The organism is Alcaligenes endophyticus, assembly GCF_026344035.1.
Taxonomy (GTDB): Bacteria; Pseudomonadota; Gammaproteobacteria; order Burkholderiales; family Burkholderiaceae_B; genus Alcaligenes; species Alcaligenes endophyticus.
Map to the genome: position 1 here is coordinate 742,502 of NZ_JAPKND010000001.1, position 26,776 is coordinate 769,277.

Genomic DNA, 26,776 nt, shown 5'->3' on the forward strand with positions numbered 1-26,776 from the left:
TCATTACGCGCTCGTCTCATGCCCTAGGTAATAATCCTGCACCGTCGGATCATTGGCCAGCTCTGAGCTATTTCCTTCGTAAACGCAACGCCCCCCCTCAAGAATGTATGTGTAGTCTGAATACTCAAGCGCTTTTTTGGCATTTTGCTCAATCAATAGAACGGTCAAGCCTTTCAATTGAAGCTCCTTTAAGGTCTGAAATACTTGGTTCACGATGATAGGGGCGAGCCCTAAGCTAGGCTCATCCAGCAGTAACAGTTTGGGGCGCGCCATCAGGGCGCGTCCGATCGCCAGCATTTGTTGCTGACCGCCGCTCAGAGAGCCGCCAAATTGAAGCCGTTTCTCTTTGAGAATTGGAAATAAACGGTAAACGGTTTCGATGTCCACATCGCCTTGAGCACGTCGATCACCCAACGCCAGCCGTCCTACTTCCAAGTTTTCCTCTACGGTAAGAGGGCCAAGAATTTGACGTCCTTCTGGCACATGAAGTAAACCGCTTCTAGCGATTTTATGGGCGGGTAGGCCAACGATGTTCGTAGACTGAAACTCGATCGTCCCCTGTCTGGGCCGCAACACCCCACTAATCGTATTCAACAAGGTAGTCTTGCCTGCTCCATTAGGACCTATCAGAGCGACAATTTTTCCTTCTGGTACATGCAGGCTTACCTCTCTAAGCGCTTTAATGCCTGCATAGGCAGTGGTTAATTGATTAATTTTTAGCATTGTTATTCTCCCAGATAAGCCGTAATGACAGCTGGGTCGTTAAGTACATCTGCTGGAGATCCCTGGGCAATTTGCTGACCAACATCCAGTGCATAAACATAATCACTTAATGCTTGCATGAACCGCAGATTGTGCTCGACCAGAATAATTCCCAAGCCATCATTGACGAGATCTTTGAAGATCCGACCCAACTCCAATGCTTCAACGTCATTCATCCCTGCCACTGGCTCATCGAGCAGTAATAAAGAAGGGACGCTAGCCAAGGCGCGCATCATTTCCACGCGTCGCTGATGACCGTATGACAACTCTCCAGCAGGAAGGTCAGCATACTGCGTCATATCAAAGCGCTCCAAAAGCTCATCCACCTGTGACTCTTGGCCTTTAAACTCTTTCACTGCTGAAGGCAACCCAAACAACTGAGCCATTAAACCCGCTTGGCCATGCCGATAACATCCCACGACAATGTTGTCGCGTACGGATGTCTCGTTCAGCAGGCGAATATTCTGAAATGTGCGAGCACACCCCATCGCGGCAATTTCATGAGGCTCCAGAGTCGTGACATCTCGCCCATTAAAATGAACGGTGCCAGTCTGCGCTGCCAGCATGCCAGTAATGATGTTGATCAGTGTGGTTTTGCCGGCACCGTTAGGGCCCATGATCCCTGTAATTTTTCCAGCAGGAGCATCCAATGAAACATTGGTTAACGCTGCTACACCACCAAAGTTAATAGAGATTTTGTTCAAACTAAGCAACATGGCGAACCTCCTTGGGCTGAGGCGCAGGCTTACGTTTTCTAAGAATGTTACGCAACTTGAATATGGCAGTGTCTACCAGGCCTTCTTGAAAATAAATCATGACTAAAATCAGAACGGCACCTTGAATCAAGGTCCTATACTCCGCCAAGGGACGGGCCAACTCGGGCAGAATCGTCATAATCACTGCCCCCACTAATGGACCAATAATCGTCGAACGCCCCCCCAGAACCACGAAGACAAGAATGCCAACTAACATTGGAAAGCCAAAGTCATCGGGAGTAATAGCGTAATTTCGATAGGCCATGAATGCGCCCATTACTCCGGCTATAGCACCGCTCATGATGAAACACAGCGTTTGGTATCGCGTCACTGAAATAGCCAGCGAAACAGCCACTGCTTCGTCTTGCCGTAGCGTGTCAAAAACACGCCCCATGCCATTACGGTTAATGGATATAAAAACGTAAATTAAACAGGCTAGAAAAGCAAAAATATGCCAAGTTTCTGCAAGCCTTGGTATGGCGGTTAATCCGGCCGCGCCACCAGTGATAGGCTCTGCATACAGATTCAAAGACATCACAATTTGTACAAAAGCTAAGGTAGCAATCGCTTGGAAAATGCCACGTAACCGCGCCAAAGGAACAGCTAGTATCGCTCCCGCAAGGCCTCCAGCCAGCAACGCGATGAATAACCCCAACCACAGCCCTACCCCGGCACGCATGGTCAAAATAGCGGCCGTGTAAGCACCAATGGCCGCAAATCCCGCGCTGGCCAGTGAAAAAACCCCGGCACGCAAGACAATGTACTGGCTTAACGCTAAGCCACAATTAATTAAAATAAAGTCGAATAATGGCCTATAGGCATAAAATAAATCGATCATTTTCGTGCCACCCTCGCATCTGCCTGGAAACCACCAAAGAGTCCTGTGGGTTTGAATAGCAATGCTAAAAATAGAATTGAGAATATGATGGTGTTACTCAGGCCGCTGGGTAAAAAAGCCAGCGACATGGTTTGAACCACGCCAAGGAATAAGCCAGCCAGTACAGCGCCAACAATGCTACCCATACCACCCAAGACGACAACCACAAACCCAAGCAACAAATACGGTTCACCCATCAAGAAGTGCACGGAGTTAAAGGCCAGCCCAATAATGACGCCTGCAGCTCCAGCCAGTGCACCTGAAATAAAGAATGTCAGCACGTAAATCATGTTTGGGTTAACGCCCAGCAAGGACGCTGTTTTCTCCGACACCGCGACGGCGCGGACCTGTCGCCCGAAGTCGGTTTTATACATGAAGTAAAACAAGGCAAGAACGAGCAACACAACGCTGGCAACGATGACTAGTTGCAGCAAGCTGATGCGTATGCCTAAAAACTGATAGAACACTATCGGGAAAGTATCGAAAGGAAAGCGCATCACTTTAGTACTGGAGACCTGCTGCGCCAGACTCGTTAAGATCAACGCCGCTCCTATGCTGGCAACCATGGTCGAGAATTCGGTTGCATTACGTTTCCGTAAGGGGCGCATGACCAGAATCTCTAGTATCACGGCCACCGCACCACCGCCAACCATTGCTAACAAGAAGGCCAGCCACAATGGTGTTCCTAACTCTGTAATCGCGTATAACGCGCTAAACGTTCCCCACGTAAAGACGGCGCCGTGCGCAAGATTTATGCTCCGCAGCACACCGAAAACTAAAGTAAAACCTAAAGCGAACAAGGCTAAAACACTGCCTATCACTAAGCCGTTTATTAGCTGTTGTAAAACAAGGAGCATGGCTCATCCTTTGTCTCGTGACATCATTATTATTAAAACGTTATCGAAGTAGTTGGAATCTATGGTTAGCCGATGAATTTCTCGAAAGCGCGTAACCAGTTACCACCTAAGAAGCCTTTGATTTGATCGTGGGTGTAACCACGGTCAATCAGCGCTTGGGTATAGTTAGGAAGGTCGGCAATCCCTGCCAGCCCTGCTGGGTAAGGCATAGTGAAGAACTCATCGACTGTGCCAAAAATATCGGGGCGTAAGGTGCGCCAGCGCACAGAGCCCGCACTGAAGGGCTTGCCCGTACTTTTTAAACCTTCTGTAAAATCCAGTCCTAAACCAATATGCTCATCACCTATTAATGCAAGATAGTGATCTTGGTGCTCAAGTAAGGTCTCCAAAGAGGGAGCAACCGGACTCACGCTTTTAGGTAGGCAACACATCCCCATCACGCCCCCCTTTTGGGCAATCAGCAAAGCGGTTTCATCATGAGTGTTACGGTCATTCGGGTTTACTGTGTACGAGTTTGAGTGCGTGCACACAGGCGCTCGGGCTCGCTGAGCAGCTTGCAAACGAGTGCTGTGGCCACAGTGTGATAGATCTAACATCATGGGCAACTCATTGACTGCGTCGATTAACTCGTGCCCGTAACTCGAAACCCCAGCGTCACGTCGCTCACCGCAGCCATCACCAAATAGGGTGGCTCCTGTGTACGCCAAACCAAAAAAACGCACACCATAACGGAACAAAACATCCAGATTTTCCATGCGGTGTTCTAGCATCCTAGACCCCTGAGTACCAGGTATCACAGCCACTTTATTTTCTGCTTTCGCCTGCCAGATATCTTGCGTCGTGACCGCGAGCTTCAAGTAAGGACTTGCCTCGATTTGGTTTAACCCTCGCTCTAGGTTTCGCAGTGTTGTGTCCCAGTCCTCGTCAGCAGCGAAGGTAACGTTCATCGCGTTAACGCCTGCTTTGAGGATATTTTCAGAATAGGGTTCAGTCAGCGTGTAAAACAGACTCAGCCCATCAAATATGAATGAAGAGTGATGTAAGGCAAGGGTTTCGTCAGCGTAGGTAGTCATAGAGTTCTCGCGATCGTTAGGCACGGGGCTGTTGCACACGTGGCACCGATTTCTGCTTGGTGTAAGTGCCGCTGACAGGATCAAAGTCACATCGCTCAGGTAAATTCAAAAGGCAACGTCCGTACAGGTGCAAATGTTTAATCGGCTTGTCGCAAGGTACAGAAATACTGTGTATGTCAGAGCTGCGGTAGTAAACACCCTGATTAGGGCCCACCGTAACAAGGCGCTCAACTGCTAACTTGCATTGTCCTGGCTGGCTGCTGTCACCCATACGCTTCCATACCAAATTATTTTCTTCCCCTTCCAAGCCAACCACTACAGCCCATGTCGCGTGATCATGAACCGGCGACACTTTACCGGGCGCGGGACGATATATATATAAAGCATTACTTAAATCTGACTCTACAGATATTTCGTAAAGGGTTTCGATCTCACTTCCTACCGGCCCCGGAAAATGCTCGTCGGGAAACAGCTCTGGGTGATCCGCTAAGGTCAAAACCAAATCTCTAATTTGCCTCAGTTCGTGAAGCTCGGGCTCTTGGGATTCGAAGTTTGCTGTGATTTTTTTTACGTGACTCATCACTTCTTGAACCACTTTTTCACGCTGTGACGTTATCTGCGACATGTGTGTTGCTCCAGAGAATACGTAAGTATTGTTTTTTTGTATATTGGTAATGGAGCAGAGTCTATCAGCGAAAAATCAACTCTGATCCAGTTCATGCAAACTTATACTTAGCTGTAATCGCTCTTATACTGAGCCCCGTGCTATTCTTCCCTCTCCTCAATCTACGCCTATCATTATTGATAATATGAGTCTTTTACCCACCGACCTACGAGAGCTCTACGCATTTATTCTGATTTGCGAGACCGGTTCCATGACCGCTGCGGCACAAAGAATGAATGTGACTCAGTCGGCAGTCTCTCAGTTGATACGTCAACTAGAGACTGACTTGGAAGTCACTCTTTTCGATCGAGATTGTCGTCCTATGGCAGTCACGCCGGCGGGGGAAAGATTACGCCAGGCCGCGAGCGAGCTCATCAAACAAGCCGAGCAACTTCCTGACTTAGTCAGAGGAAATACCCATAAACCCCTCAGTTCGATTCGGCTCGGTTTTGTTGATTCTTTTGCCTCCGCGCTGGGAGCTGAACTCATTAACGCACTGGAAAATCGAGCGCACTCCGTCAGTGCTTGGAGTGGGCTGACTCCCTCTTTGACAGAGTCTTTAACTCAGCGCCAAGTAGACTTAATTGTCACTACTGACCCGATGGAGGATCAAGAGGATTACGAAAGCATCTACCTATTTCGCGATCCATTCGTACTGGTGCTCCCACCCGATACCGAGCTGCATCGAGCGCCGGCAGACCTGCACTCTCTTGCTAAACAGCTCCCACTCATCCGCTATAGCGCCCGCTCAACAATTGGCCAACAGGTTGCCCGGCATTTACGCCGCCTAGAGGTGAATGCCCCCATCAGGTATGAGTTCGACGCCACTTTCCCCTTGCTAAAAATGGTTCAAGCAGGCTTGGGATGGGCTATTAGCACCCCTCTTTGTCTACTGGGCGGAAATGTTGAAAAAGACGGTTTTTATGTCGTTCCCCTTCCTGGGCCTCCGCTATTTCGCAGCTTTCAGGTGTCCTCTAGGCGCGGAAGGTTAGGCAAGCTACCAGAAACCGTCGCCGAAATCGTCCCCAGCTTGCTACGCTCGCACCATCTGTCACGCTTAACGCAGATGGCACCTTGGTTAAGCACACGCGATTTTGATTTACCCGTGGGGTAAGTCATGCTTCCCCTACGAGATATTGATTAATTACTGCACCACAAGCTCAACCCGCCTATTGCGAGCTCGGCCAGTTTCCTGAGCATTGCTTGCTACCGGTGAAAAAGAAGCAACGCCTTTGGCTTTCATCCGTGCCGCATCAATACTATAGGACGCACGTAAAGCCTCAACCACTGCGTGTGCCCTGCTCTGAGACAAGGCTAGATTGGTATCAAGAGAGCCCTGATTATCGGTATGCCCTACCACATACACTTTCAGATCCCCCTTGCTCTCCAGTAGCTTCGCCATTTCTGCCAAGGCCCCACTAGACTCTGGTTTAATCTGCGCTTTAGCAGTATCGAAGTAAATACCCGGTACGGCCACAAACCCTTGACGTTCAAGCATTGTTTGCAACTCGTCGGCCTGGAGCACTTTTACTTCATCCAGCGCTAACTCTGTACCTTCTATAATTTGCTGATACAGATAGGTTCTATTGTTAGAAGTATCCTCTACCACATGCAAAAAGACGTGTGCCTCTCCTGCGTCATCGCTGCGACGCGCTAGTACGATGCGTTCACTTGGGCTACCGAAGACTGCATCCCCAAAGGAGTTTGGTCGGACACGATCTTCTAAAGCAATAAAAGACATCATGTCGGTTCCACATGTTTTTGGGCCATGACAAGTGAACAAGGTTTCAAAGCCTGCTTGCTGCAGTGCCTTTTCGTAGTTTCGAAAAACCTCTAGGGCGGAGCGTTCACCTGGGATGCGGTAAGAGATGCTCGTTACCTTGCCTTCCAACTCAAGCAATGCGCCGGGCGCTTTCCTATCGTCAATCTTAGCCGCTGGCAAATAAGCAGCATCGTAATCTTTCGCCAAATAATGACGGATCTCAGCTCCAGGAAACCGACCCAATAACTGATGGTCTGCTGAGCCTTTCACATCAGCCGCTACTACGCTATTCAGCCCACCAGCCAATAACATCAAGAGCATTGAGGAAAACGTTTTTTTCAGCATATTTCTAGAAAAGCTAACAAGAATTAAAATGCTAAAAATAATACTCTTCACCCGCGAGCCAGCGCAATCGGTTAAATGATAAAAGACGTTACTCTCTCTCAACTCTATACTTTCCAAAAGGTACGTTAAGCTCATGAATGGAAAGACTGCATCCATTGCTACATTTCTGCTTACGACTTGAGGGTATCGCAGGGGCTCTACAAATGGTAAATAAAGGCTCTCCAAGTAGGAGACTATGATGAACAAAACAACCGTCTCGGGGCGACGAGATAGCTTTTACCAACTCAACCAGTCTGCTTAAACTCACGCACCAACAAGTCTGATGTGATATCACTGATGGTACGGGCGCCCGTAAGCACCATGGCCACTCGAAGTTCTTTTTCAATAAGTTGCAACAGGTTGGCGACACCAGCCTGACCATCTGTCGCTAAAGCGTAAATATAGGCCCGCCCCAGCATCGTGCAATCGGCACCCAGTGCTAGCATGCGCACAACATCTAGGCCAGTGCGTATGCCAGAGTCTACGAGTATTTTCAGTTCACCCTTCACCGCGTCCGCAATCGGCGGTAATGCGCGGCAACTGGACAGAACACCGTCAAGCTGGCGTCCACCGTGGTTAGACACAATAATACCGTCAGCACCGAACCTAACCGCATCGCGAGCATCGTCTGGATCCAAAATCCCCTTAATCACCATGGGGCCATCCCAGAACTCACGAATCCACTCCAAATCTTTCCAGCTAATGGAGGGGTCAAAGTTTTTGCCCAACCAACCAATGTAGTCTTCCAGCCCCGTGGGCTTGCCCCGATAGGTGGAAATATTGCCCAAATCGTGCGGTTTACCCAGCAGGCCCACATCCAGCGCCCACCGTGGGTGAGTCACAGCCTGTAGCATGCGCCGAGCCGAGGCATACGGTCCACTCATCCCTGAGTGGGCGTCGCGGTAACGGGCGCCTGGCACCGGCATGTCCACCGTGAACAGCAAGGTGGTGACGCCTGCAGCCTTCGCTCGCTCTAGTGCATTGCGCATGAAACCACGGTCTTTCAATACATACAGTTGAAACCACATGGGCCGGCTGATAGCCGGGGCGACCTCTTCAATGGGGCACACGGATACCGTCGATAGCGTAAACGGAATACCATGGTTAGCCGCTGCACGGGCAGCCTGAACTTCACCCCTGCGGGCACTCATGCCCAGCAACCCCACCGGCGATAGCGCTACCGGCATAGACAGGGTTTCATCAAACAGTCTGGTTTCCAAGTCGAGTTCGCTCATGTCGTTTAGCACCCGCTGACGCAGAGCGATGTCCGACAGGTCATCAACGTTGCGTTTGAGCGTTCGCTCGGCATAAGCACCACCGTCAATATAGTGGAATAAGAAAGGGGGTAACCGGCGCTTGGCCGCGGCACGATAATCGGTGGAAGCAGAGATGATCATCTGGCATGTCCTGTCAGTTCTTGCAGATAACTCGTGGATCGCTCGCCAAGCACCTTGGTCCGTGCGGAGCCATGGCCTTGGCGAAGCATGCTTGCTGCGATAACAGTAGTCTTAGAACGCGACCTTATCGGCGCCCTTCAGAGCGAGAATCTCGCGAGCTTCGTCGGGGGTAGCTACCTCTAGGCCCAACCCTTCAATGATTTGCCGTGCTGCGCGCACCTGTTCGGCACTGCTAGTTGCCAAACGTCCAGGACCTGCCCAGAGCGAATCTTCTAGACCGACGCGCACGTGACCGCCCATGGAAGCCGACATCGCTGCAAGCGGCAACTGGTTACGGCCCGCCCCCAGAATCGACCAGCGATAGTTATCACCAAACAGGCGATCGGCGGTGCGCTTCATGTGCATTACATCGTCAGGGTGCGCGCCAATGCCACCCATAAGACCGAACACTGTCTGAATGAATAATGGCCCCTTAACCAGCCCAGCATCTGCGAAGTACTTAAGGTTATATAAGTGAGCCGTGTCGTAACATTCAAACTCGAACCGCGTGCCATTGGCGCCCAGCGTGGTAAGCAGATATTCTATATCTTCAAAAGTATTGTGGAACAGAATGCCTTTGTCAGCGATATAGGTCCGCTCCCACTCATGCTTCAGTTGCGCCTCGAAACGCTTAAGCATTGGGAAAAGACCAAAGTTCATCGAGCCCATGTTCAGGGACGCAAGCTCGGGCTGCCATTTCTCGGCAGGACGAACCCGTTCCTGAATGCTCATAGTAGGTGCACCGCCGGTGGTGATGTTAACCACGCAATTGGAACGTCCCTTAATCTCTTCCAGAAACGGCTGAAAGGCTTCCGCTGTTTGGTCTGGACGACCGTCCTCGGGGTTGCGGGCGTGCAAATGCACAACCGCCGCTCCTGCCTCAGCCGCGCCAATCGCAGCTTCAGCAATCTCGCTGGCGGTGACCGGTAGGTACTCCGACATGGACGGCGTATGGATTGCGCCGGTAACGGCACAGGTGATGATCACTTTATTTTTGGTAGCCATGATGGCATTGCTCCTGTTATCAGTCGTTGTCGCGTAAAAATCGTCTCAGCGCGGCGAGACGTTCATCCCGCTGACGGCTAAGTTCTGGCACCTGTGAGGGTGGGGGCATAGCCGCCGCAAGGATGTCGGCGACACGCTCAGTAAAGGCCTCGCCGCGTGCGGCATCGTCGCTCAGTCGCGCCATAGTTGGAGCATAGCGCGCCAAATAATCCTTCACCCCTCCTGGTGCGTTCAGATTGATGGCTGCCATGGGTCCCAGTAAGGCCCAGCGCCGACCCAATCCATGGCAAATTGTGTGGTCTAGCCCTTCCGGTGTCACGACTCCCTCTTCTATCAGGCGGAGCGACTCGGCAAGCACCACAGCTTGCAGCCGGTTCAGTACAAAACCGTCAATCTCACGTGTAAGGCGCACGGGTACCTGCGCCACGGCGTGCATCAGCGCCTCAGCACGATCCATGACCTCTGGCGCGGTATCCGGGCCGGGACATAGCTCGACTACCGGAATAAGATGGGGCGGATTCACGGGATGCGCCACCAAGATGCGTGAACGACCGGCCAAACCTTCAGCAAAGAGCGAGGCGACCAGCGCCGAGCTCGAGGAGGCAAGAATCGTGTCCGGCGCTGCGAGGCGATCAAGCTCAGCATAAATTTCGCGTTTGATCTGTAAGTTTTCCGGGCCGTTTTCCTGAACCCATTCCACCCCATCCACCGCCGCGGCCATGTCGTCACACACCCTCACCTGCGCAATGGCAGACGGGTCGTCACCACTCAGGCGGCAGGTTTCAGCCAACTCGTCGAGCGCGCGTGCCCGCACCTCGGGATCGAGATCCCACAGCCGCACTTCGCAACCTGCTCGTGCAAAAACCAATGTCCAAGCGCGGCCAATCAGACCGCCCCCTATTACTGCAATACGTCGTGTCATTTAGTGCTCCTCCCGCTGCCGCGGGTTTGTTGTTTCTTCTGCTCTTCCCAGCTACGCAGCGTCTTTCTCAGATCGCCGGCGGCCTCGGAAATGTCTTGGATAATCGCGCGCTGCAGAGCATCAGGATCACGGTCCTGCAGCGCTTTGTAGGCCGCTCTATGGCTAGCCATAGACTGGTCGAAGTGCTTAGGCGCCGCGACTGCTATATGAATAAGAGGCCCGACTCGCAGCCACAACCCCTCTATCTGATTCATCAGGACGGGCCTATCAGCCGCACGATAAATAAGCGAATGAAAGCGCCAATTATTTTCAAGATACATCTCGATATTGCCTGTTTCGGCGGCAATATCCATCAGACTCAAGGCGTTTCGGATGACGCGCATCTGCGCAGGTCCGATCTGCTTAAGAGCCTGTACTGCGGCAAAACCCTCAAGATTAAGGCGAATATCACGGATATCCACCAACTCTGCGTCCGTCAGGATAGGGACGCGCAAAACACGGTTGCCACCATACGCCTCAAGCCCCCCATCCCCCTCAAGTTGTCGCAAGGCCTCACGCACGGGTGTGACACTGATTTCAAGGACCGACGCCACTTTCCGCAAACTGATTTGCTCCCCTGGGCGAAAGTAACCGCTGATCAGGGCATGGCGAAGTGTCGTATAAACCAGCGATTGCGCAGTAACCCCTTCCTGCAGCTCGAGTGGGCCCAAGCGGGCCCATCCGTTATGCTGAACGTTGTTGCTCGGAGGCATAATCAAGTCACTCAAAGTGTGATCTCATTTAGATATTATTGGCGAAAATATTGCCCCAAAAACCTACCACGAGTCAAGGCAACCCTACGAATATAACTTGAACATCGACAAATCATACCCAGTCGTAGGAATGGATGCCCCAATATCATGGACTGCCGAGCCGATTAAATAAAGAATAGCGGCCCTCAGAACATCTGGCAAGCTACTCGTTATGGAAATATAAGTACGTATTTCGGGAAGAGCAAAGTATCTTGACCTACTTTTAAATGACAAGTTATAGTGACAACTCGTGATCACGCTTTTGGCGTTACTTGACTGGCTGTCGCTAGCAGCCTAAAACGAACTACTACAGGAAAAATAACAATGCGAGACTTCATTTTTGCCACAGCTGCTGCGTGCTTACTCATGGTTGGCAGTGCCTCCGCACAAGAAACACGGGTAATTGATGTCAGCTTGCCGCTGGGCGCTGAATCGCATCACGCTGTCGGCGTGCTCAAATTCGGAGAGGAACTGAGCAGGCTCACCGACGGTCGTATGACCATTCGCCCCCATTACGACAATGCATTAGGTGGTGAGCGCGAAGTTGTCGAGGGCATCGGCTTTGGACTGATCGACATGGGCATTTCCTCAACCGGACCTATGGGTGGTTTCGTTGACGATTTCATGCTGTTTGATCTCCCCTATATCTTCACCACGCCTGAACACGCTTACGGTTTCTTAGACAGTGAGCATGGCGACGCATTATCCAAGAAGCTGGAAGACCAAGTCGGTGTCAAGATTATCGGTTGGATGGAAAACGGTTACCGTCACAACACTAACAACGTGCGCCCTCTGAACACCCCAGAGGACCTGAAAGGTATCCGCCACCGCACTCAAGAAAGCCGTGTACAGGTTGATACCTGGACCGCTCTTGGCGCCAATGCCTCACCTATGGCGTGGACCGAAGTCTTTACAGCACTTCAGCAAGGTGTCATGGACAGCCAGGAGAACCCAGTTCCAACCATTTATGACGTCAAGTTCTATGAAGTGCAGAAGTATCTGAACCTCACCGGACACGTTTACTCACCAGCCCCTCTGATGATCGGAGCACGATTGTTCAACTCCTTGTCAGAGCAGGATCAAGCGGCGGTACTTGAAGCAGCAAAAATTGCCACCCCGATCCAGCGTGAAGCATCACAGCGCCTTGAGCAAGAGTACATCGATAAGCTAGAAAAACTGGGCATGGTGGTAACCCGCCCCGATACCGCCGCTTTCCAAGCGCGCGTACAACCAGTAATCGAACAATGGAAGAGTGCGGTTGGTACCGATCTTGTGGATGCCGCGATCAACTTCAAGCAGTAATTGCACCCACTTTGACACAAGCCCGGCAATTGACCGGGCTTGTTTACTTCAAAATTTCAGGAAACTCCCATGCAAGTTCTTTTGCGAAAGCTGATACAAGGCGTGGATCGCATTAACTGGTTGTGTGGATGGCTTTTAGCCGCTCTACTATTGGTCATGACTGTGCTCATTAGCTGGCAGGTCTTCGCGCGCTATGTAATGGGCAACTCACTGACCTTTTCCGAGGAAGTCGCTCGGTTCTCAATGGTCTGGCTGACTATGCTAGGTGCGGCTTATGCCTATCGCCACGGTTCGCTGATCGCGGTCACCATACTGTCTGAGATCGCTGGGGGTCGGTTTGCGAGGGGACTGCGTTTGCTCGTTGCAGTGATATCTTGCATCTTTGCTTGGGTCTTACTCAAAGAGGGGTTCAATATCACCGAGCGCGTGGTCACCCAGACCGCACCCAGCACCCGAGTATCGATGGCCTGGCTTTACGGAGCGGTGCCTGCCGGCGCAGCGATGATTCTGATCAATGCTGCCGCCATCATCGCTGAACACTTTACCGTAAAGAAGGACTAGGTCATGGCAATGCTACTTTTTGGGGCACTTCTATTACTGTTACTAGTCGGCGTCCCCGTCACCTTTTCGCTCGGGCTGGCCGCCATTACTGCTATCTGGTTCGGCGACATCATGCCAATGCTGATTGTCCCGCAAGAGATGATCCGCTCCATCAACTCATTCCCTTTACTTGCCATCCCATTTTTCATCCTGGCAGGCGATCTCATGCAGCACGGCGGCATCTCGCACCGGCTGGTTGAGTTCTCGCGCACGCTGGTAGGCAGTATGAACGGCGGGCTGGCCATGGTAGCCATCGTAACCTCGGCTTTCTTCGCCGCCATTTCAGGTTCAGGCGCAGCAACCACTGCGGCAGTCGGGGCGATCTTGATTCCGGCGATGATTTCACAAGGTTATAGTGCCTCTTATGCTGCAGCCAACCAGGCTGCGTCTGGCGCCTTGGGTGTCATTATCCCACCGAGTATCCCACTGATCCTCTATGCCATCGCCGCCAATCAATCCGTAGGTAACATGTTTGCAGCGGGTTTCCTTCCGGGATTTGTGGTCGTCGGGTCGCTGATGCTTTACGCTTATTATCATGCCCTGAAGCACCCCACCGCCCGTGACGAGCCAGCAAGCTTTATCGACATTTTACGAGCTGGCTGGAAGGCCATTCTTGCCTTGCTCATGCCCGGACTCATTCTCGGTGGTATCTACGGCGGCATCGTGACACCCACGGAAGCGGCAGTCGTCGCCGTGGTCTACTCATTTATCGTGGGCACAGTCATCTACCGTGAGCTGCCGCTGAAAGAAATACCGCACATTCTGCGCAGATCCGCGGTCACCTCTGCCGTGGTAGTCAGCATCATCGCCACGGCCGGGCTGTATGGGCGCATCATTCTTTCCTTACAGATCCCTGCACAAATCTCCGACCTGGTGCTTAGCCTCATCGAAAGCCCTTGGATGTTCGCCATTCTTGTCAACGTGCTGCTACTCTTTGTCGGCATGTTCCTCGAAGCGGCGGCGGCAATCCTGATCTTCACGCCAATCTTGCTGCCGATCGCATTGAAATTCGGCATCGATCCGATCCACTTCGGCATCATTATGGTTGTGAACCTGGCGATGGGTATGTTCACCCCCCCGGTAGGACTGAACCTGTTTATTGCATCTCAAATATCTCGCGTATCCATTACGCAACTCACGCGAGCAATACTGCCTTTCGTCGTACTGATGCTAGCCGTGTTAATGATCATCAGTTTCATCCCCTGGTTATCTCTGGCGCTGGTGGGTAGATAATTACTATGAGCCCGATCGTTCTTCTATCAAAGTAACAACCCAAGAGGTTCAGATGACACTACAAACCTTGTTTTCGCTTCAAGGCCGAACTGCACTCGTCACTGGAGCCTCAAGGGGGCTCGGTCAGGCCATAGCCATAGGCTTGTGTGGTGCTGGTGCCAGAGTGATCCTTTGCGGACGGGACGAAGCCGCACTCAAGGAGACTCTGGGCCTGCTACCCACACCAAAGCAAGGCATCATTGAAGTGTTCGATGTCACCAGCGAGACTGCTGTAAAAGCGATGGCCGACAGGGCGCGGGCCAAGGGGTGGGCACCAGATATCGTGATCAACAACGCCGGAATGATTGACCGAGCGCCTCTTGACGAGATCAATACAGAAGAGTTTGAGAAGGTGCTGCGTACCAACATGACCGCGGCCATGATCATGACGCGAGAGTTTGCCCCGGAATTGCGCGCTTCCCCACAGGGGCGCGTGGTGAATGTCGCCTCTATGTTGGGGCTAGTGGCCAAACCCTGTGCGGTATCGTACGTCGCCAGCAAACATGCTCTTATCGGCTTGACACGTGCTCTATCAACAGAGCTTGGGGCTTCGGGTACAACCGTTAATGCACTCTGCCCGGGATATACGCGAACCGACATCAATACCGTACTACAAAATGATCCGGTATTTAGCCAAGAGGTGGTGAACAAAACGCCCCTAAAACGCTGGGGTACAACACAAGACATGGTTGGGCCTGTGGTCTTCCTGTGCTCGCCTTCAGCAAGCTATATGACCGGACAGCTTTTAGTTGTGGACGGTGGTGCAACGGCGACCTTTTAAGCAAAAAATTGTCGTGTGTAACCAGTACCGTAGCAACGCAAGTTTGCAGTAACAACCGTCGTCTTAGAACGCCCTCTGATTCCACTCCGCACTAGGATCAGCCCGCCTCTGACAATGACGGATCAACAATACGATTGGCGGCTTGGACCGCAGTTATTAAAAAAGGAATATTTGCATGGATCTGTCCCTTAACGGTGCGCGCATTATCATCACAGCCGGTGCTGGCGGCATTGGGCGCGCGATTGTCGATGGTTTCCTGGAGGCCGGCGCAAAAGTTGCCACCTGTGACATCGACGAAGCCGCGCTGGCTACGCTACCCAACGACGTCTTTCGGCAAAAAGTCGATGTCTCGAACAGCGTTGCCCTGAGCCAATTCATGGACGCAGCGGTGGAGCATCTTGGCGGGCTCGACTGCCTAGTCAACAACGCCGGCATCGCCGGACCGACTGGGCGAATTGAAGACCTCGATGTCGGCGTGATTGAGCAATGCCTGTCAATCTGCCTGACCAGCCAATTCGTCACCATAGGCCGCGCCGTCTCACACTTGCGGCAAAGCCAGAATCCGTCCATCGTGAATATTTCCTCTCTAGCGGGTCGACTAGGCTTCAAACTGCGTAGCCCTTATGCTGCAGCCAAGTGGGGGGTGATCGGCCTAACCAAATCCATGGCCATAGAATTGGGACCTGACAATATCCGCGTCAATGCCGTCCTGCCTGGCATCGTGGCCGGCGACCGTCAACGCAGGGTGCTAGAAGCACGGGCACAGGCAAAGGGCACCAGCTTCGAAGAAGCAGAGCGCGAGGCATTTTCATTTACGTCGATTCGTAACTATGTCACCCCACAGCAAATCGCCGATCAGGTAGTATTCCTAGCCAGCCCCCGCAGCAAGACCGTGTCAGGACAGGCAATTTCCGTATGCGGCGACACCGGAATGCTGGGCTAAGCAAGACCACTTGAGCCCGGACCGCCAGCTCAACTTAGAAGGCTAGTCCCTAGACTATAAAGGCCTCCTGCTAAATTAGAACTAGCAGGGGGCCTTTATTCATGGCGCTATTGTGACTGTTTAACTCCAATCACCGCTAGCTTTAAATCATAGAGTACCATTTTCAAGTCATTTTGGAATGACAGGCAATACTTAGAGCTGTAACCCTAGTTACTCAAATGAGGGATTTCCCAATCTAGTTGCCCAACCTTCTTATCACAAAAATAAGGGCTATAAAGGATCACGTATTAAGACGCATATGCAAAAGCGGATAAGGCTTGCCCTGGCCATCAAGGGGGGAGCGCCCGATCACCTCAAAGCCTAGATACTGATAAAATCCTAGCGCCTGCTCATTTTGCTCATTTACATCCACTCTAGTGGCACCCTGAGTCCGTATCGCATGCCTAGCAAGCGACGCTCCCACTCCTTTTCCTCTCGCCTTTGGCGCAACGAACAGCATCTCAATATTGCTATCGCTGACGCCACAGAATCCTAATAGTTCTCCCTCACGACTTCTAGCAATACTCAGATCAACTGCATTGAAATACTGCTCTAGGATAAGCGGCTTTAACTCCAGGAGGTCGCGCTCGGCCAAGAAGCCGTGCGTGGCTCGAACCGACGATTCCCAAATTTGGATCAGCTGTTGATGCTCTGCTTTCCCTGCACTCTCGATCTTCATTTATCATCCAAGCTCTAACTATTTTGTCACTATACAAACAACCGCTTCCCCCCTCTTACTCCACCGTAACGCTTTTGGCCAGATTACGAGGTTTGTCGACGTCGGTGCCGCGGGCGCAGGCGACATGGTAGGCGAGTAGTTGTAGGGTAACGGTGTGCAAGATCGGCGACAGTTTGCCGTAATGCTCGGGCATACGGATTACATGGATTTTTTCACTGCTGCTGATGCGCGTATCAGCGTCGGCAAACACATAGAGCTCGCCACCGCGGGCGTGGACTTCTTCCATGTTCGATTTCAGTTTTTCCAGCAATTCATCGCGAGGTGCAATGGTGACTACTGGCATCGCCTCGGTAACAAGGGCTAAAGGGCCATGTTTGAGTTCTCCGGCAGGATAGCCTTCGGCGTGGATATAGCTGATTTCTTTCAACTTTAAGGCACCTTCCATTGCTATGGGAAAGTGCATGCCACGGCCTAGAAACAGAGCATTTTCTTTACTGGCAAAACGATCGGCCCAATCGATGACTTGAGGCTCTAGTGCCAGCACAGCGGCAATCGCCGTAGGCAAATGGCGTAACGATTTCAAATAGTCGGCTTCTTGCTCTGCACTTAATTGTTCTTTGACCTGCGCCAGCGCTAAGGTGAGTAAGAAAAGGGCAGTTAATTGGGTGGTAAAGGCTTTGGTCGACGCCACCCCAATTTCCACCCCTGCACGAGTGATATACGCCAGCTTGCATTCACGCACCATGGCGCTGGTGGCGACATTGCAAATAGTTAGGGTATGCTCCATACCCAAACTACGGGCATGTTTTAAAGCGGCTAAGGTGTCCGCGGTTTCACCCGATTGTGAAATAGTTACCACCAAGGTGCGTGGATCGGGCACGCTATCTCGATACCGATACTCACTGGCGATTTCAACATTGACGGGAATACGTGCCAGGGATTCGATCCAATACTTGGCCGTTAACCCTGCGTAGTAGCTGGTGCCACAGGCCAATATCAATACACGATCAATGGTTTTAAATACCTGATAAGCCTGATCGCCAAATAACTCGGCGTTGATACTATTGATGTCTTGAAGGGTATCGCCCACCGCACGAGGTTGTTCGAAAATTTCTTTTTGCATGTAATGGCGATAGGGGCCTAGGTCAGCCGCGCCCGTGTGCACGTGCACGGTATGAACGGGCCGCTCTACGGATTGACCGTAGCGGTCGGCCAACCAGACTTTGCCCAATTGCAAATCTGCCACATCGCCATCTTCCAAATACATAATTTGATCGGTCGTGCCAGCTAGGGCCAACGCGTCGGAAGCTAAAAATGTTTCATTAACACCCAGTCCAATCACCAAAGGTGAACCATGCCGAGCACCAATCAGTCGATGAGGCTCTTGTTGACACAGTACGGCGATAGCGTAGGCGCCTCGCAAGCGTTGTATCGCTTGTTGAACTGCCACAAATAAATCGCCGGCGTATAAATAATCAATCAGATGCGCAATGACTTCCGTATCAGTTTGGCTCTCGAATACGTAGCCTTTGGCCTGAAGCTCTGTGCGCAACTCATCATGGTTTTCAATGATACCGTTGTGCACTAATGCAATACGCGCATTGCCTTTACCTAAACCAGAAAAATGGGGATGAGCGTTATGTGTGGCCGGGGCCCCATGGGTTGCCCAGCGGGTATGAGCAATGCCGGTAAAGCCTTGCAGATGGGCGGCCTGCAACTGTTTTTCTAGCTCTGCAACACGTTGTGTGCTGCGAGCCCGTTGCAGTTGCCCTTCTGCATGTACGGCTATGCCACAGGAGTCGTAGCCTCGATATTCGAGACGCTTTAACCCCTCGAGCAATACTGGAACAATATTACGCTGCGCTACTGCGCCCACGATTCCACACATAAGGCTGTCTCCACAAAGTTAGACAAATAAGATCTTTTTATTTTGACGCAAAACATAAGAAATTTTATTGCTAATATAGCTATTATTTGAATGATTATTTCATAGCAATTTAATTTGAAATTTTTATAATTCCATTTAATTTTTTTGAAATTTAATTTCACATTACTGGATGCGCATACACTATGCCTTTAGACGAACTCGATAAACGTCTCTTAAATCAGTTGCAAGATAACTGCGATCTCAGCAATCAAGACCTCGCGGAGCTGGTTCATGTCTCGGCGCCAACCTGTTTACGTCGGGTACGACGCCTGAAGCAAGAGGGTTATATACGTAAACAAGTCGCCTTACTAGAGCCCAGCAAGATCCAGGCGGGCCTTACCGTGATCGTAGAATTGACACTGGATCAGCAAGGCGCTGAGCACGTGGACGAGTTTGAACGCCGCATGCAATCAGAGAGCGCCGTACAGCAGTGTTATCACGTGGCAACTGGACCGGACTTTATTCTGATTCTATATGTTCCAACGATGCAGGCTTACCATGAGTTAGCCCATCAACTGTTCAGCAGCCATCGCAATGTACGTAACGTGCGTAGTTTTTTTAGCGTGCATCAAAGTAAATTCGACACCCGTTATCCTATCCCTTAAGCAGGCTGTACGATGCGCTCGTACAAACGCAAATATTGCTGTGCCATTGACTGTACACCATGGGTACGAAGCACCCATTCATAAGCGTTATGCTGTAATTGTTCGCGCAAAGAAGGCTCATTTAAAAGACGCTCGATGGCGGTAGCCATAGACATATGGTCGCCTACTGCGCAAGCTAAGCCACGATTTTTTCCCAACAGCTCGGGCAAGCCTCCCGTAGTGGTAGCCACCACAGGCACTTTATACACAAAAGCATCTAGCACACTACTGCCTAAAGCCTCGTGCCTAGAGCTGAGCACAAAGACGTCTAGCAGGCGATATATGTCTTGCACTTGCTCTTGAAAACCGCACAATATATAACAAGACTGCAAGCCATACTGCTGAATCAAACCCTGCAAGGCGGGGGTTTCGCTGCCCGATGCACCAAAATGCAGGAAAATAAAATCCTGCCGCCGTAAATATAAAGCATGGATCGCCCGGACCAGTGTGGCAGGGTCTTTTTCGGGTGTCTGGGCCGCCGCAGTTCCTACTACATAGGTATAGCGTTGTAATTGATAGCGTTGGCGTAACTGCTCAATATGCTCAGGGTTAGGCGCTTGGTAATCAATGGCACTTCCAATAATATCCACCGCTAAACCCAGGCGTCTGGGTTCAGCCGCTGCTGCCTGGCTAATGGCCACTAGCGCCGTCGCCTGCCGCCATTTCCACAAGGTACGTTTTTCTTTAGCACTTAAGGTGGGTCTGAGAGCTTGCGGGTCGTTGCCCGCCTTATCTACAGGAAAAGCCGTGCGGCGCGTAAACACGATTCGGGGCCCCAAGATCGGAGCCAATACCGCCAGCCACGACATACTAGCCGCTGTTTGGGCGTGAATAATATCAAAGCGCCGCCCGTGGCTGAGCAAATACACCATGGCAGCAAACGGACCCGCCACGGTTTTAACGGCAATTCCCGATGCGTTGGCGCGCCGCGCTAGCTCATGGCCATGGCGCGCCAGCAAAGTGACCTCGTGGCCCGCTGCTTGGAACTGTTGCAAACTAAGCAGGGTCTGACGTTCACCCCCACGCCAACCCCGCTCGGTATTTAGCATCAGAATGCGCATATTAGCGTTCCATGCTTAGCACACACAGCCAATGAGCGCATCAAGTTTTCTTGACCGGTCGGCGCCATGCCTCGATAGATCGCTGATGCGTACGCGACAAAGTGAGTTGCTCGGCCGGAGCATCCTTTGTTAGCGTCGTACCAGCCCCTATCGTGGCCCCTTTACCTACGCGCACAGGAGCGACCAACTGCGTATCTGAACCGATAAACACATCGTCTTCAATGACCGTACGGTATTTGTTAGCACCGTCGTAATTACACGTAATGGTACCGGCACCAATATTGACTCGTTCACCAATGTCGGCGTCACCGACATATGCCAAATGATTCGCTTTCGAGCCAGTGCCAAAAATCGCATTTTTTATTTCGACAAAGTTTCCGACATGCGCTTGGGCACCTAGTTGAGTACCTGGACGTAGACGCGCATAAGGGCCCACTTTTGCCTCTACACCTATCTGAGCTTGTTGCAGGTGACAGTAGGCTTCAATACGCACTCCGTCCTCTACGACGACATCTTTTAAAACGCTGTGCGGCCCCACATGCACGCCATCCCCTAATACGACCGTGCCTTCAAATATGCACCCCACGTCAATGTATACGTCACGTCCACATTGCAAATCGCCACGCTGATCAAAACGGCTAGGGTCGGCTAAAGTGACGCCTTGCTCGAGTTGACGACGGGCTAGTTCCGCTTGCCATAAACGCTCTAGCTGGGCCTGCTGGATACGGCTATTCACCCCCAAAGTTTCCCACGCCGCGTGCGCTTGGGCTGCCTGCACCGGCACACCATCAGCCACTGCCAAAGCAATGATATCGGTAAGATAATATTCACCTTGTGCATTATTGTTATCAATACGGTTAAGCCAGTCTTTCAGCTTAGCGGTGGGCGCCACCAGAATACCGGTATTGACCTCGTTAATAGCGCGCTCTGTCTCGCTGGCATCTTTGTGTTCTACGATGCGTTGCACTGTGCCATCATCGCCACGCACAATGCGGCCGTAGCCGGTAGGGTCGCCAAGGAATTCGGTCAGCACTGCTACCCCGTTACCACGGGCCTGCAGCAAGCGTTCAAGGGTGGCTGCTTGCACCATAGGAACGTCGCCATACAACACCAGAGTGGCGTCTTGCGCGCTGCCGTCGTCTAGTAGGGCCGGCACCGCTTGTTGCACCGCATGGCCGGTACCATGCTGTGGGCTCTGCAGTGCAAACACTAGCCCAGCTTGTGCCGGATAACGGGTTTGCACCTGCTCTGCACCGTGGCCCACTACCACTACCACTTGCTGAGGCGACAACGCTTGGGCTGTACCTAATACATGCTCAAGCATAGGCTTGCCAGCGATGGGATGCAGTACTTTTGGTAGGTCTGACTGCATGCGCTTACCCATGCCTGCGGCCAAAATGACGATATTCAACATGTGAAACAACCTATCAAGGTAAAAATTAGTGTGGCTTATTTAGTCGTACCGGACGGGCGTGCAGGCGCCACAGATTTTGCTGCCGTTTTCCTAGCGGGTGCGGTTTTAGCCGCTTTCTTGGCGGCTGTTTTAGCTGTTTTGCTAACCCCTTTACGAGGGCTAGGGGTAGAAGCCTTAACCGGAGCAGTTGCAGCGGACGTGGCTGCCGTCCCAGAAAACGGGGACTGACGCGCACCTAGCGTCGTATCAGGGCTAACTGCTTGGGGTGCCGCAGGACGCAGAGCTTCGGCTTGCTTTAACGACGCAGCGGTTAAGGACTCAAACTGCTGCTGCAACATATTCCACCAACCTTTGGCCGCCGCACCGGCTTCCGCTAAAGCCTTGGCGGATTCTTCTGCCATGGCTGCACTGGCATCATGTGTAGTGCCACTATCGCTGACAGTGGGCGCGGAGGCAGAAGCTGCTGAGCTTGTCTCGGAGGCGTCTGCAGTGGATTTGGTTGGCTGAGCTGCTAAGAAACCTTCAAAAGGATTTTTTTGTCCTGTGGAGCGTACTAATTCGTGCAAGGTATTGAGTGTAGAGCGCTGGATTTCAAGGCCTTGAATAGTAGCGCTTAACATAGACAGGTTCAGTTGCAGCCAACTTTCCACTGCTCGCATATCACGTATACGGCGGTCAAGCTCATCAGGATCAAGCTGCCCCATCACCGCCGCCCCCATATCCGCTGAGCCTCCTGTGGCCATGTTTCTCCAGGCCTGCGACATCATGTCCATGCTACGCAGCAATGGATTCTCGTTGGGATCGCCTAAAGCGGCAAAGTTGGGCAAATTGAATGGATTGGTATTCATGACTGCACTCCTTAAAGCAGATAATAAACGCTGAGGCACTTGCCTAGGCGCTGCTTGGATAAACAACTTAGGATTGATTCAAGCGTCGTGCAACGCTATCTAGCATGACTAACTGTGCTTCTAAGGTGAACTGCTCTGCCTCTATCATGGCCCACCACTCGTCCATATCAAGCAGACGGAACTCGCTGACTTCACCATCCATATTACGTGGTACGACCCCGTCTGGTAGGACGCAATCACTCACTAAGGCATTTTCTACCTGATAACCTTCAGGCAAACGTTTATGCATACGCACCACCATACGCATAGGCTCACGCGCCACAAGCATACTTTCTTCTAAGCCCGCCTCTTCATAGCTTTCACGTAGCAGGGAGCGGTCTAACGACTCATTGGCCACTGCTAAGCCACCCACCAAGGTGTCCCACATATTAGGATCAGAGGACTTGCTTGCGGCTCGCTTAGCCGCCCAAATGCGTCCGTCGCTAGACCAGCCATTAACATGCACGGCTTGGGTCAAGAATCCAAGCGTACGCATCGCCCCGCGCTCAATGGCTCCTAAGGTGCGGCCTTCGCCAATCACTTCTAATAACTCGCCCCGCCAACTGCGCACAAACCCCCCTTGATCAAGACGATGAGCAATTTGCTCTAACACCTGATTTAAGGACAAATGTTGACTCGCACATGCGTCAATACGTAACACTTCTTCGTCGAGAGCCACACCGTCAAGCATGGCAATATGCTGAGCCGGTCGGGCACCTACCCAACCAGACACACGTCCAGCAACAGTAACGGGACGGGAGCCCAGCGGCGGTAATTGCTGGGTTTGCGGCGTCAGCAACGCAATGCGCTGCTCGATGGCCTTTTTGAGGGAGGAGGGGTTAATTGGCTTCATAGGAGCTAATTGTAAATGAAGGCAGAGCACTTACGGAATTATTGCTGTTTAGTCGAAGTTTGTTATCAAAAGAAATATTCTGCTCTTGTTTCAGAGGGTGAGTCGGCGCTAGAATTTGCGTTATAAGAATAAAAATAGAAATTATCTGCATCACAGCCTGCACCCATGTTATTGACATGGCATAAATATAAATATTAACGCTGTTTCGTTTCGAGTTTGTTTTCTACGTAGTCGAAGTCACCGGAACTGTCCGGCTTTGCAACGCGACAATGAGGGACAACATGAAGAAGTGGAAACCCTATTTAATTAGCGCCCTATGTCTGACCACGCGCCTAACACACGCTCAGGTAAGCGACATGCCCGGTGGGCCTAAAGTCAATCAGCTCAACCTTCCCCAAGGGGTGACGCCGATTTCCGCTGATATTGCGTGGCTGCATTGGATGATGCTGATCATCTGCGCCATTATCTTTCTTGGTGTATTTGGGGTGATGTTTTACGCCATTGTCCGACATCGTAAGTCCAAAGGGGCGGTGCCAGCGACGTTTCATGAGCATATCGGTGTAGAAGTTGCCTGGACGGTAATTCCCTTTCTTATCGTTATTGGCATGGCCTTACCCGCTACCCGAACCGTCGTGGCGATGAAAGACACCAGCAGTGCTGACCTTACCGTTAAAGCCACCGGCTACCAATGGAAGTGGGGCTATGAGTATCTGGATGGGCCCGCGACTGGAGTTCAGTTTCTATCTACCTTGTCTACGCCAAGAGCGCAGATAGAAGGACGAGAACCGCGCAGCAACACCTACTTAATGGAGGTAGACAACCCTCTGGTAGTCCCTGTGGATAAAAAAATACGCGTGATCGTCACTGCTGCGGATGTGATTCACTCGTGGATGGTGCCAGATTTGGGTGTCAAGCAAGATGCCATTCCGGGGTTTTTAAGAGATAGCTGGTTTCGTGCAAACAAAGTAGGCACGTACCGCGGACAATGTGCCGAACTGTGTGGGCGTGATCATGCTTTCATGCCCATCGTGGTCAAGGTAGTAGAGCAGACTGATTATGACGCTTGGGTCGCCCAACAACAGGTCGCACTACAAGCCGCCGCTGACGATCCCGATAAAGAATGGTCCAAAGAAGAACTGATCGATAAGGGTAAACAAGTTTTCCAGGCCAACTGTGCTTCGTGTCATCAAGCCCAAGGCGAAGGCGTGGCCAATACGTTCCCTGCCCTTGATGGCAATGAACAATATGTATTAGCCCCCATGAAAGAACAGATCCTTACTGTGCTCAATGGACATCCCGGCACCGCTATGGCCGCTTTTCGAGACCGACTCAGCGAGGTGGAAATCGCTGCTGTCATTACCTACACCCGCAATGCATGGAGTAATGCTGGCAAAGGGCCTGACCCCGTGGTCTTGCCTAAGGATGTCAGCGCTCAACGCTAAGCATCACCCTAGCTACCCTACGAGAGAACCGCACACTGGCAGGAAGGAGACAACATGAGCAGCCTTACCGCAGACCCTCGGCAGCCCGTCCAAGACGAGCACGCGATGCCACATGGATGGCGAAGGTGGTTATTTGCCACGAATCATAAAGACATCGGAACCATGTATTTAATTTTCTCCTTCGCGATGCTACTCGAAGGAGGGGTGTTAGCTCTATTGGTTCGCACGGAACTCTTTTCCCCTGGCCTGCAATTTTTCCGTCCAGAGCTGTTTAATCAGTTCACCACTATGCATGGCTTAATCATGATTTTTGGCGCTATCATGCCGGCCTTTGTAGGCTTTGCCAATTGGATGATTCCACTGCAAATTGGGGCATCGGATATGGCCTTTGCCCGCATGAATAACTTTAGCTTCTGGCTCTTACCAGTTGGCGGGCTTTTATTCACCTTATCGTTTTTTGTTCCTGGTGGTGCCCCCGCCACGGGCTGGACGATGTATGCCCCGCTTTCCCTGCAGATGGGGCCCGGCATGGATTTCACTATCTTTGCTGTCCACCTGCTAGGGGCCTCTTCGATTATGGGGGCTATTAATATCATCGTGACCGTATTAAATATGCGTGCCCCGGGCATGAGCATGATGAAAATGCCACTGTTTTGCTGGACGTGGCTGATCACTGCCTATCTACTTATTGCCGTGATGCCTGTTTTGGCTGCAGCCGTCACCATGCTCCTTACCGATAGGCATTTTGGCACCCATTTCTTCAACGCAGCCGGCGGGGGTGACCCTGTGCTGTACCAGCATATTTTTTGGTTCTTCGGCCACCCTGAAGTCTACATCATGATATTGCCGGCTTTTGGAATTGTTTCTGCGATAGTGCCGGCCTTTTCACGCAAGCCTTTGTTTGGCTATGCGTCCATGATTTACGCTACGGCCGCCATTGCGGTGCTCTCTTTTCTGGTCTGGGCACACCATATGTTTGCAACCGGTTTGCCCGTCACTGGGCAACTCTATTTCATGTACTCCACCATGCTTATTGCCATCCCCACTGGCGTTAAGATTTTTAACTGGGTAGCCACTATGTGGCGTGGTTCACTCAGTTTTGAAACGCCCATGCTCTTTGCGATTGGCTTTATCTTTGTATTTACTGTCGGGGGGTTCACGGGCCTTATCCTAGCGGTAGCTCCCATCGATATAGCGGTTCACGATACCTATTACGTGGTGGCGCATTTCCATTATGTGCTAGTGGCCGGCTCACTATTTGCCCTGTTCGGTGGAGCCTATTATTGGCTACCTAAGTGGACAGGGCGCATGTATAACGAGCGACTGGGAAAGATCCATTTCTGGTTCACGATGATTTCTTTCAATATCACGTTCTTTCCCATGCATTTTTTAGGCTTAGCAGGCATGCCGCGGCGTTATGCCGACTATGCGGCTCAATTCACTGACTTCCATAAAATTGCCACCATTGGCGCATTTTGGTTTGGTTTTAGTCAGTTGATCTTATTGTATATCGTCGTTCAAGCTGCACGGGGAAAAGGGGCTATCGCCCCTGCCAAACCGTGGGATGGAGCCGAAGGGCTCGAGTGGACGGTGCCTTCACCCGCACCTCATCATACCTTTGAGACCCCTCCCGTTATTCCTTAA

The 26,776-nt window shown here is 51.6% G+C and carries 26 protein-coding genes; 9 read left to right on the forward strand and 17 right to left on the reverse strand.

Annotated features, from left to right (window positions below; genetic code table 11):
- Positions 1 to 3 precede the first annotated feature (3 nt).
- From OSH01_RS03375 to OSH01_RS03400, 6 genes are all read right to left on the reverse strand, one after another.
- On the reverse strand, positions 4 to 723 hold the full coding sequence (locus tag OSH01_RS03375) for an ABC transporter ATP-binding protein (protein ID WP_266122630.1): 720 nt from the start codon (positions 721 to 723) through the stop codon (positions 4 to 6).
- A gap of 2 nt (positions 724 to 725) precedes the next feature.
- A complete protein-coding gene (locus tag OSH01_RS03380) occupies positions 726 to 1,478 on the reverse strand; it encodes an ABC transporter ATP-binding protein (RefSeq protein ID WP_266122631.1) in 753 nt (250 codons plus the stop codon).
- Positions 1,468 to 2,355, reverse strand: a complete 888-nt coding sequence (locus tag OSH01_RS03385) for a branched-chain amino acid ABC transporter permease (protein WP_266122632.1) — start codon at positions 2,353 to 2,355, stop codon at positions 1,468 to 1,470. Before OSH01_RS03385 ends, OSH01_RS03380 begins: the two co-directional genes overlap by 11 nt.
- Positions 2,352 to 3,251 (reverse strand): branched-chain amino acid ABC transporter permease, encoded by a 900-nt coding sequence (locus OSH01_RS03390; protein ID WP_266122633.1) that lies wholly within the window; start codon positions 3,249 to 3,251, stop codon positions 2,352 to 2,354. The genes OSH01_RS03385 and OSH01_RS03390 overlap by 4 nt, the downstream gene beginning before the upstream one ends.
- Before the next feature lie 65 nt (positions 3,252 to 3,316).
- Positions 3,317 to 4,324, reverse strand: coding sequence for a membrane dipeptidase (locus OSH01_RS03395; protein WP_266122634.1), 1,008 nt, complete (start codon positions 4,322 to 4,324; stop codon positions 3,317 to 3,319).
- A gap of 16 nt (positions 4,325 to 4,340) precedes the next feature.
- On the reverse strand, positions 4,341 to 4,949 hold the full coding sequence (locus OSH01_RS03400) for a cysteine dioxygenase family protein (RefSeq protein ID WP_266122635.1): 609 nt from the start codon (positions 4,947 to 4,949) through the stop codon (positions 4,341 to 4,343).
- Positions 4,950 to 5,133: 184 nt separating this feature from the next.
- On the opposite strand from OSH01_RS03400, the gene OSH01_RS03405 reads away from it, so the two are divergent.
- Positions 5,134 to 6,102: a LysR family transcriptional regulator gene (locus OSH01_RS03405; protein ID WP_266122636.1), complete on the forward strand. Its 969-nt coding sequence runs from the start codon at positions 5,134 to 5,136 to the stop codon at positions 6,100 to 6,102.
- A 30-nt stretch (positions 6,103 to 6,132) separates the two neighbouring features.
- Here the strand turns inward: OSH01_RS03405 and OSH01_RS03410 are convergent, their stop codons facing one another.
- From OSH01_RS03410 to OSH01_RS03430, 5 genes are all read right to left on the reverse strand, one after another.
- The gene (locus tag OSH01_RS03410) at positions 6,133 to 7,095 is read right to left on the reverse strand and encodes an OmpA family protein (RefSeq protein WP_266122637.1); all 963 of its coding nucleotides are present in this window, start codon (positions 7,093 to 7,095) and stop codon (positions 6,133 to 6,135) included.
- Positions 7,096 to 7,379: 284 nt separating this feature from the next.
- On the reverse strand, positions 7,380 to 8,531 hold the full coding sequence (lldD, locus tag OSH01_RS03415) for an FMN-dependent L-lactate dehydrogenase LldD (RefSeq protein WP_266122638.1): 1,152 nt from the start codon (positions 8,529 to 8,531) through the stop codon (positions 7,380 to 7,382).
- Between the two features lie 111 nt (positions 8,532 to 8,642).
- A complete protein-coding gene (locus tag OSH01_RS03420) occupies positions 8,643 to 9,575 on the reverse strand; it encodes a BKACE family enzyme (protein WP_266122639.1) in 933 nt (310 codons plus the stop codon).
- 19 nt (positions 9,576 to 9,594) lie between these two features.
- Entirely contained in the window at positions 9,595 to 10,497 is a 903-nt protein-coding gene (locus OSH01_RS03425; protein WP_266122640.1) for a 3-hydroxyacyl-CoA dehydrogenase, read from the reverse strand.
- A complete protein-coding gene (locus OSH01_RS03430) occupies positions 10,494 to 11,264 on the reverse strand; it encodes a GntR family transcriptional regulator (RefSeq protein WP_266122641.1) in 771 nt (256 codons plus the stop codon). The genes OSH01_RS03425 and OSH01_RS03430 overlap by 4 nt, the downstream gene beginning before the upstream one ends.
- 348 nt (positions 11,265 to 11,612) lie before the next feature.
- On the opposite strand from OSH01_RS03430, the gene OSH01_RS03435 reads away from it, so the two are divergent.
- From OSH01_RS03435 to OSH01_RS03455, 5 genes are all read left to right on the forward strand, one after another.
- Positions 11,613 to 12,590 carry a TRAP transporter substrate-binding protein gene (locus OSH01_RS03435; protein WP_266122642.1) on the forward strand — a complete coding sequence of 326 codons (978 nt, stop codon included), beginning with the start codon at positions 11,613 to 11,615 and terminating at the stop codon, positions 12,588 to 12,590.
- Positions 12,591 to 12,659: 69 nt separating this feature from the next.
- Positions 12,660 to 13,151 (forward strand): TRAP transporter small permease, encoded by a 492-nt coding sequence (locus tag OSH01_RS03440; RefSeq protein WP_266122643.1) that lies wholly within the window; start codon positions 12,660 to 12,662, stop codon positions 13,149 to 13,151.
- 3 nt (positions 13,152 to 13,154) lie between these two features.
- Positions 13,155 to 14,423: a TRAP transporter large permease gene (locus OSH01_RS03445; RefSeq protein ID WP_266122644.1), complete on the forward strand. Its 1,269-nt coding sequence runs from the start codon at positions 13,155 to 13,157 to the stop codon at positions 14,421 to 14,423.
- Between the two features lie 52 nt (positions 14,424 to 14,475).
- Positions 14,476 to 15,243, forward strand: coding sequence for an SDR family NAD(P)-dependent oxidoreductase (locus OSH01_RS03450; RefSeq protein WP_266122645.1), 768 nt, complete (start codon positions 14,476 to 14,478; stop codon positions 15,241 to 15,243).
- Positions 15,244 to 15,418: 175 nt separating this feature from the next.
- On the forward strand, positions 15,419 to 16,186 hold the full coding sequence (locus OSH01_RS03455) for an SDR family oxidoreductase (RefSeq protein ID WP_266122646.1): 768 nt from the start codon (positions 15,419 to 15,421) through the stop codon (positions 16,184 to 16,186).
- A 280-nt stretch (positions 16,187 to 16,466) separates the two neighbouring features.
- Here the strand turns inward: OSH01_RS03455 and OSH01_RS03460 are convergent, their stop codons facing one another.
- Together OSH01_RS03460 and glmS are read right to left on the reverse strand one after the other, a co-directional pair.
- Positions 16,467 to 16,904, reverse strand: a complete 438-nt coding sequence (locus OSH01_RS03460; protein ID WP_266122647.1) for an acetyltransferase — start codon at positions 16,902 to 16,904, stop codon at positions 16,467 to 16,469.
- Between the two features lie 55 nt (positions 16,905 to 16,959).
- Positions 16,960 to 18,792 carry a glutamine--fructose-6-phosphate transaminase (isomerizing) gene (gene glmS, locus OSH01_RS03465; protein ID WP_266122648.1) on the reverse strand — a complete coding sequence of 611 codons (1,833 nt, stop codon included), beginning with the start codon at positions 18,790 to 18,792 and terminating at the stop codon, positions 16,960 to 16,962.
- A gap of 182 nt (positions 18,793 to 18,974) precedes the next feature.
- On the opposite strand from glmS, the gene OSH01_RS03470 reads away from it, so the two are divergent.
- A complete protein-coding gene (locus OSH01_RS03470; protein ID WP_266122649.1) occupies positions 18,975 to 19,436 on the forward strand; it encodes an Lrp/AsnC family transcriptional regulator in 462 nt (153 codons plus the stop codon).
- On the opposite strand, the gene OSH01_RS03475 is transcribed toward OSH01_RS03470, so the two are convergent.
- From OSH01_RS03475 to OSH01_RS03490, 4 genes are all read right to left on the reverse strand, one after another.
- Positions 19,433 to 20,536, reverse strand: a complete 1,104-nt coding sequence (locus tag OSH01_RS03475) for a glycosyltransferase family 4 protein (RefSeq protein WP_266122650.1) — start codon at positions 20,534 to 20,536, stop codon at positions 19,433 to 19,435. The two genes, OSH01_RS03470 and OSH01_RS03475, sit on opposite strands and share 4 nt — an antisense overlap.
- Positions 20,537 to 20,576: 40 nt before the next feature.
- Entirely contained in the window at positions 20,577 to 21,950 is a 1,374-nt protein-coding gene (gene glmU, locus OSH01_RS03480; protein ID WP_266122651.1) for a bifunctional UDP-N-acetylglucosamine diphosphorylase/glucosamine-1-phosphate N-acetyltransferase GlmU, read from the reverse strand.
- Between the two features lie 35 nt (positions 21,951 to 21,985).
- Positions 21,986 to 22,798: a PhaM family polyhydroxyalkanoate granule multifunctional regulatory protein gene (locus OSH01_RS03485; protein ID WP_266122652.1), complete on the reverse strand. Its 813-nt coding sequence runs from the start codon at positions 22,796 to 22,798 to the stop codon at positions 21,986 to 21,988.
- Positions 22,799 to 22,865: 67 nt separating this feature from the next.
- On the reverse strand, positions 22,866 to 23,690 hold the full coding sequence (locus OSH01_RS03490; RefSeq protein WP_266122653.1) for an NUDIX hydrolase: 825 nt from the start codon (positions 23,688 to 23,690) through the stop codon (positions 22,866 to 22,868).
- Between the two features lie 281 nt (positions 23,691 to 23,971).
- Here OSH01_RS03490 and coxB point away from each other — a divergent pair, with 281 nt between their 5' ends.
- Together coxB and ctaD are read left to right on the forward strand one after the other, a co-directional pair.
- Positions 23,972 to 25,132, forward strand: coding sequence for a cytochrome c oxidase subunit II (gene coxB / locus OSH01_RS03495; RefSeq protein WP_266122654.1), 1,161 nt, complete (start codon positions 23,972 to 23,974; stop codon positions 25,130 to 25,132).
- Between the two features lie 54 nt (positions 25,133 to 25,186).
- On the forward strand, positions 25,187 to 26,776 hold the full coding sequence (gene ctaD / locus OSH01_RS03500; protein ID WP_266122655.1) for a cytochrome c oxidase subunit I: 1,590 nt from the start codon (positions 25,187 to 25,189) through the stop codon (positions 26,774 to 26,776).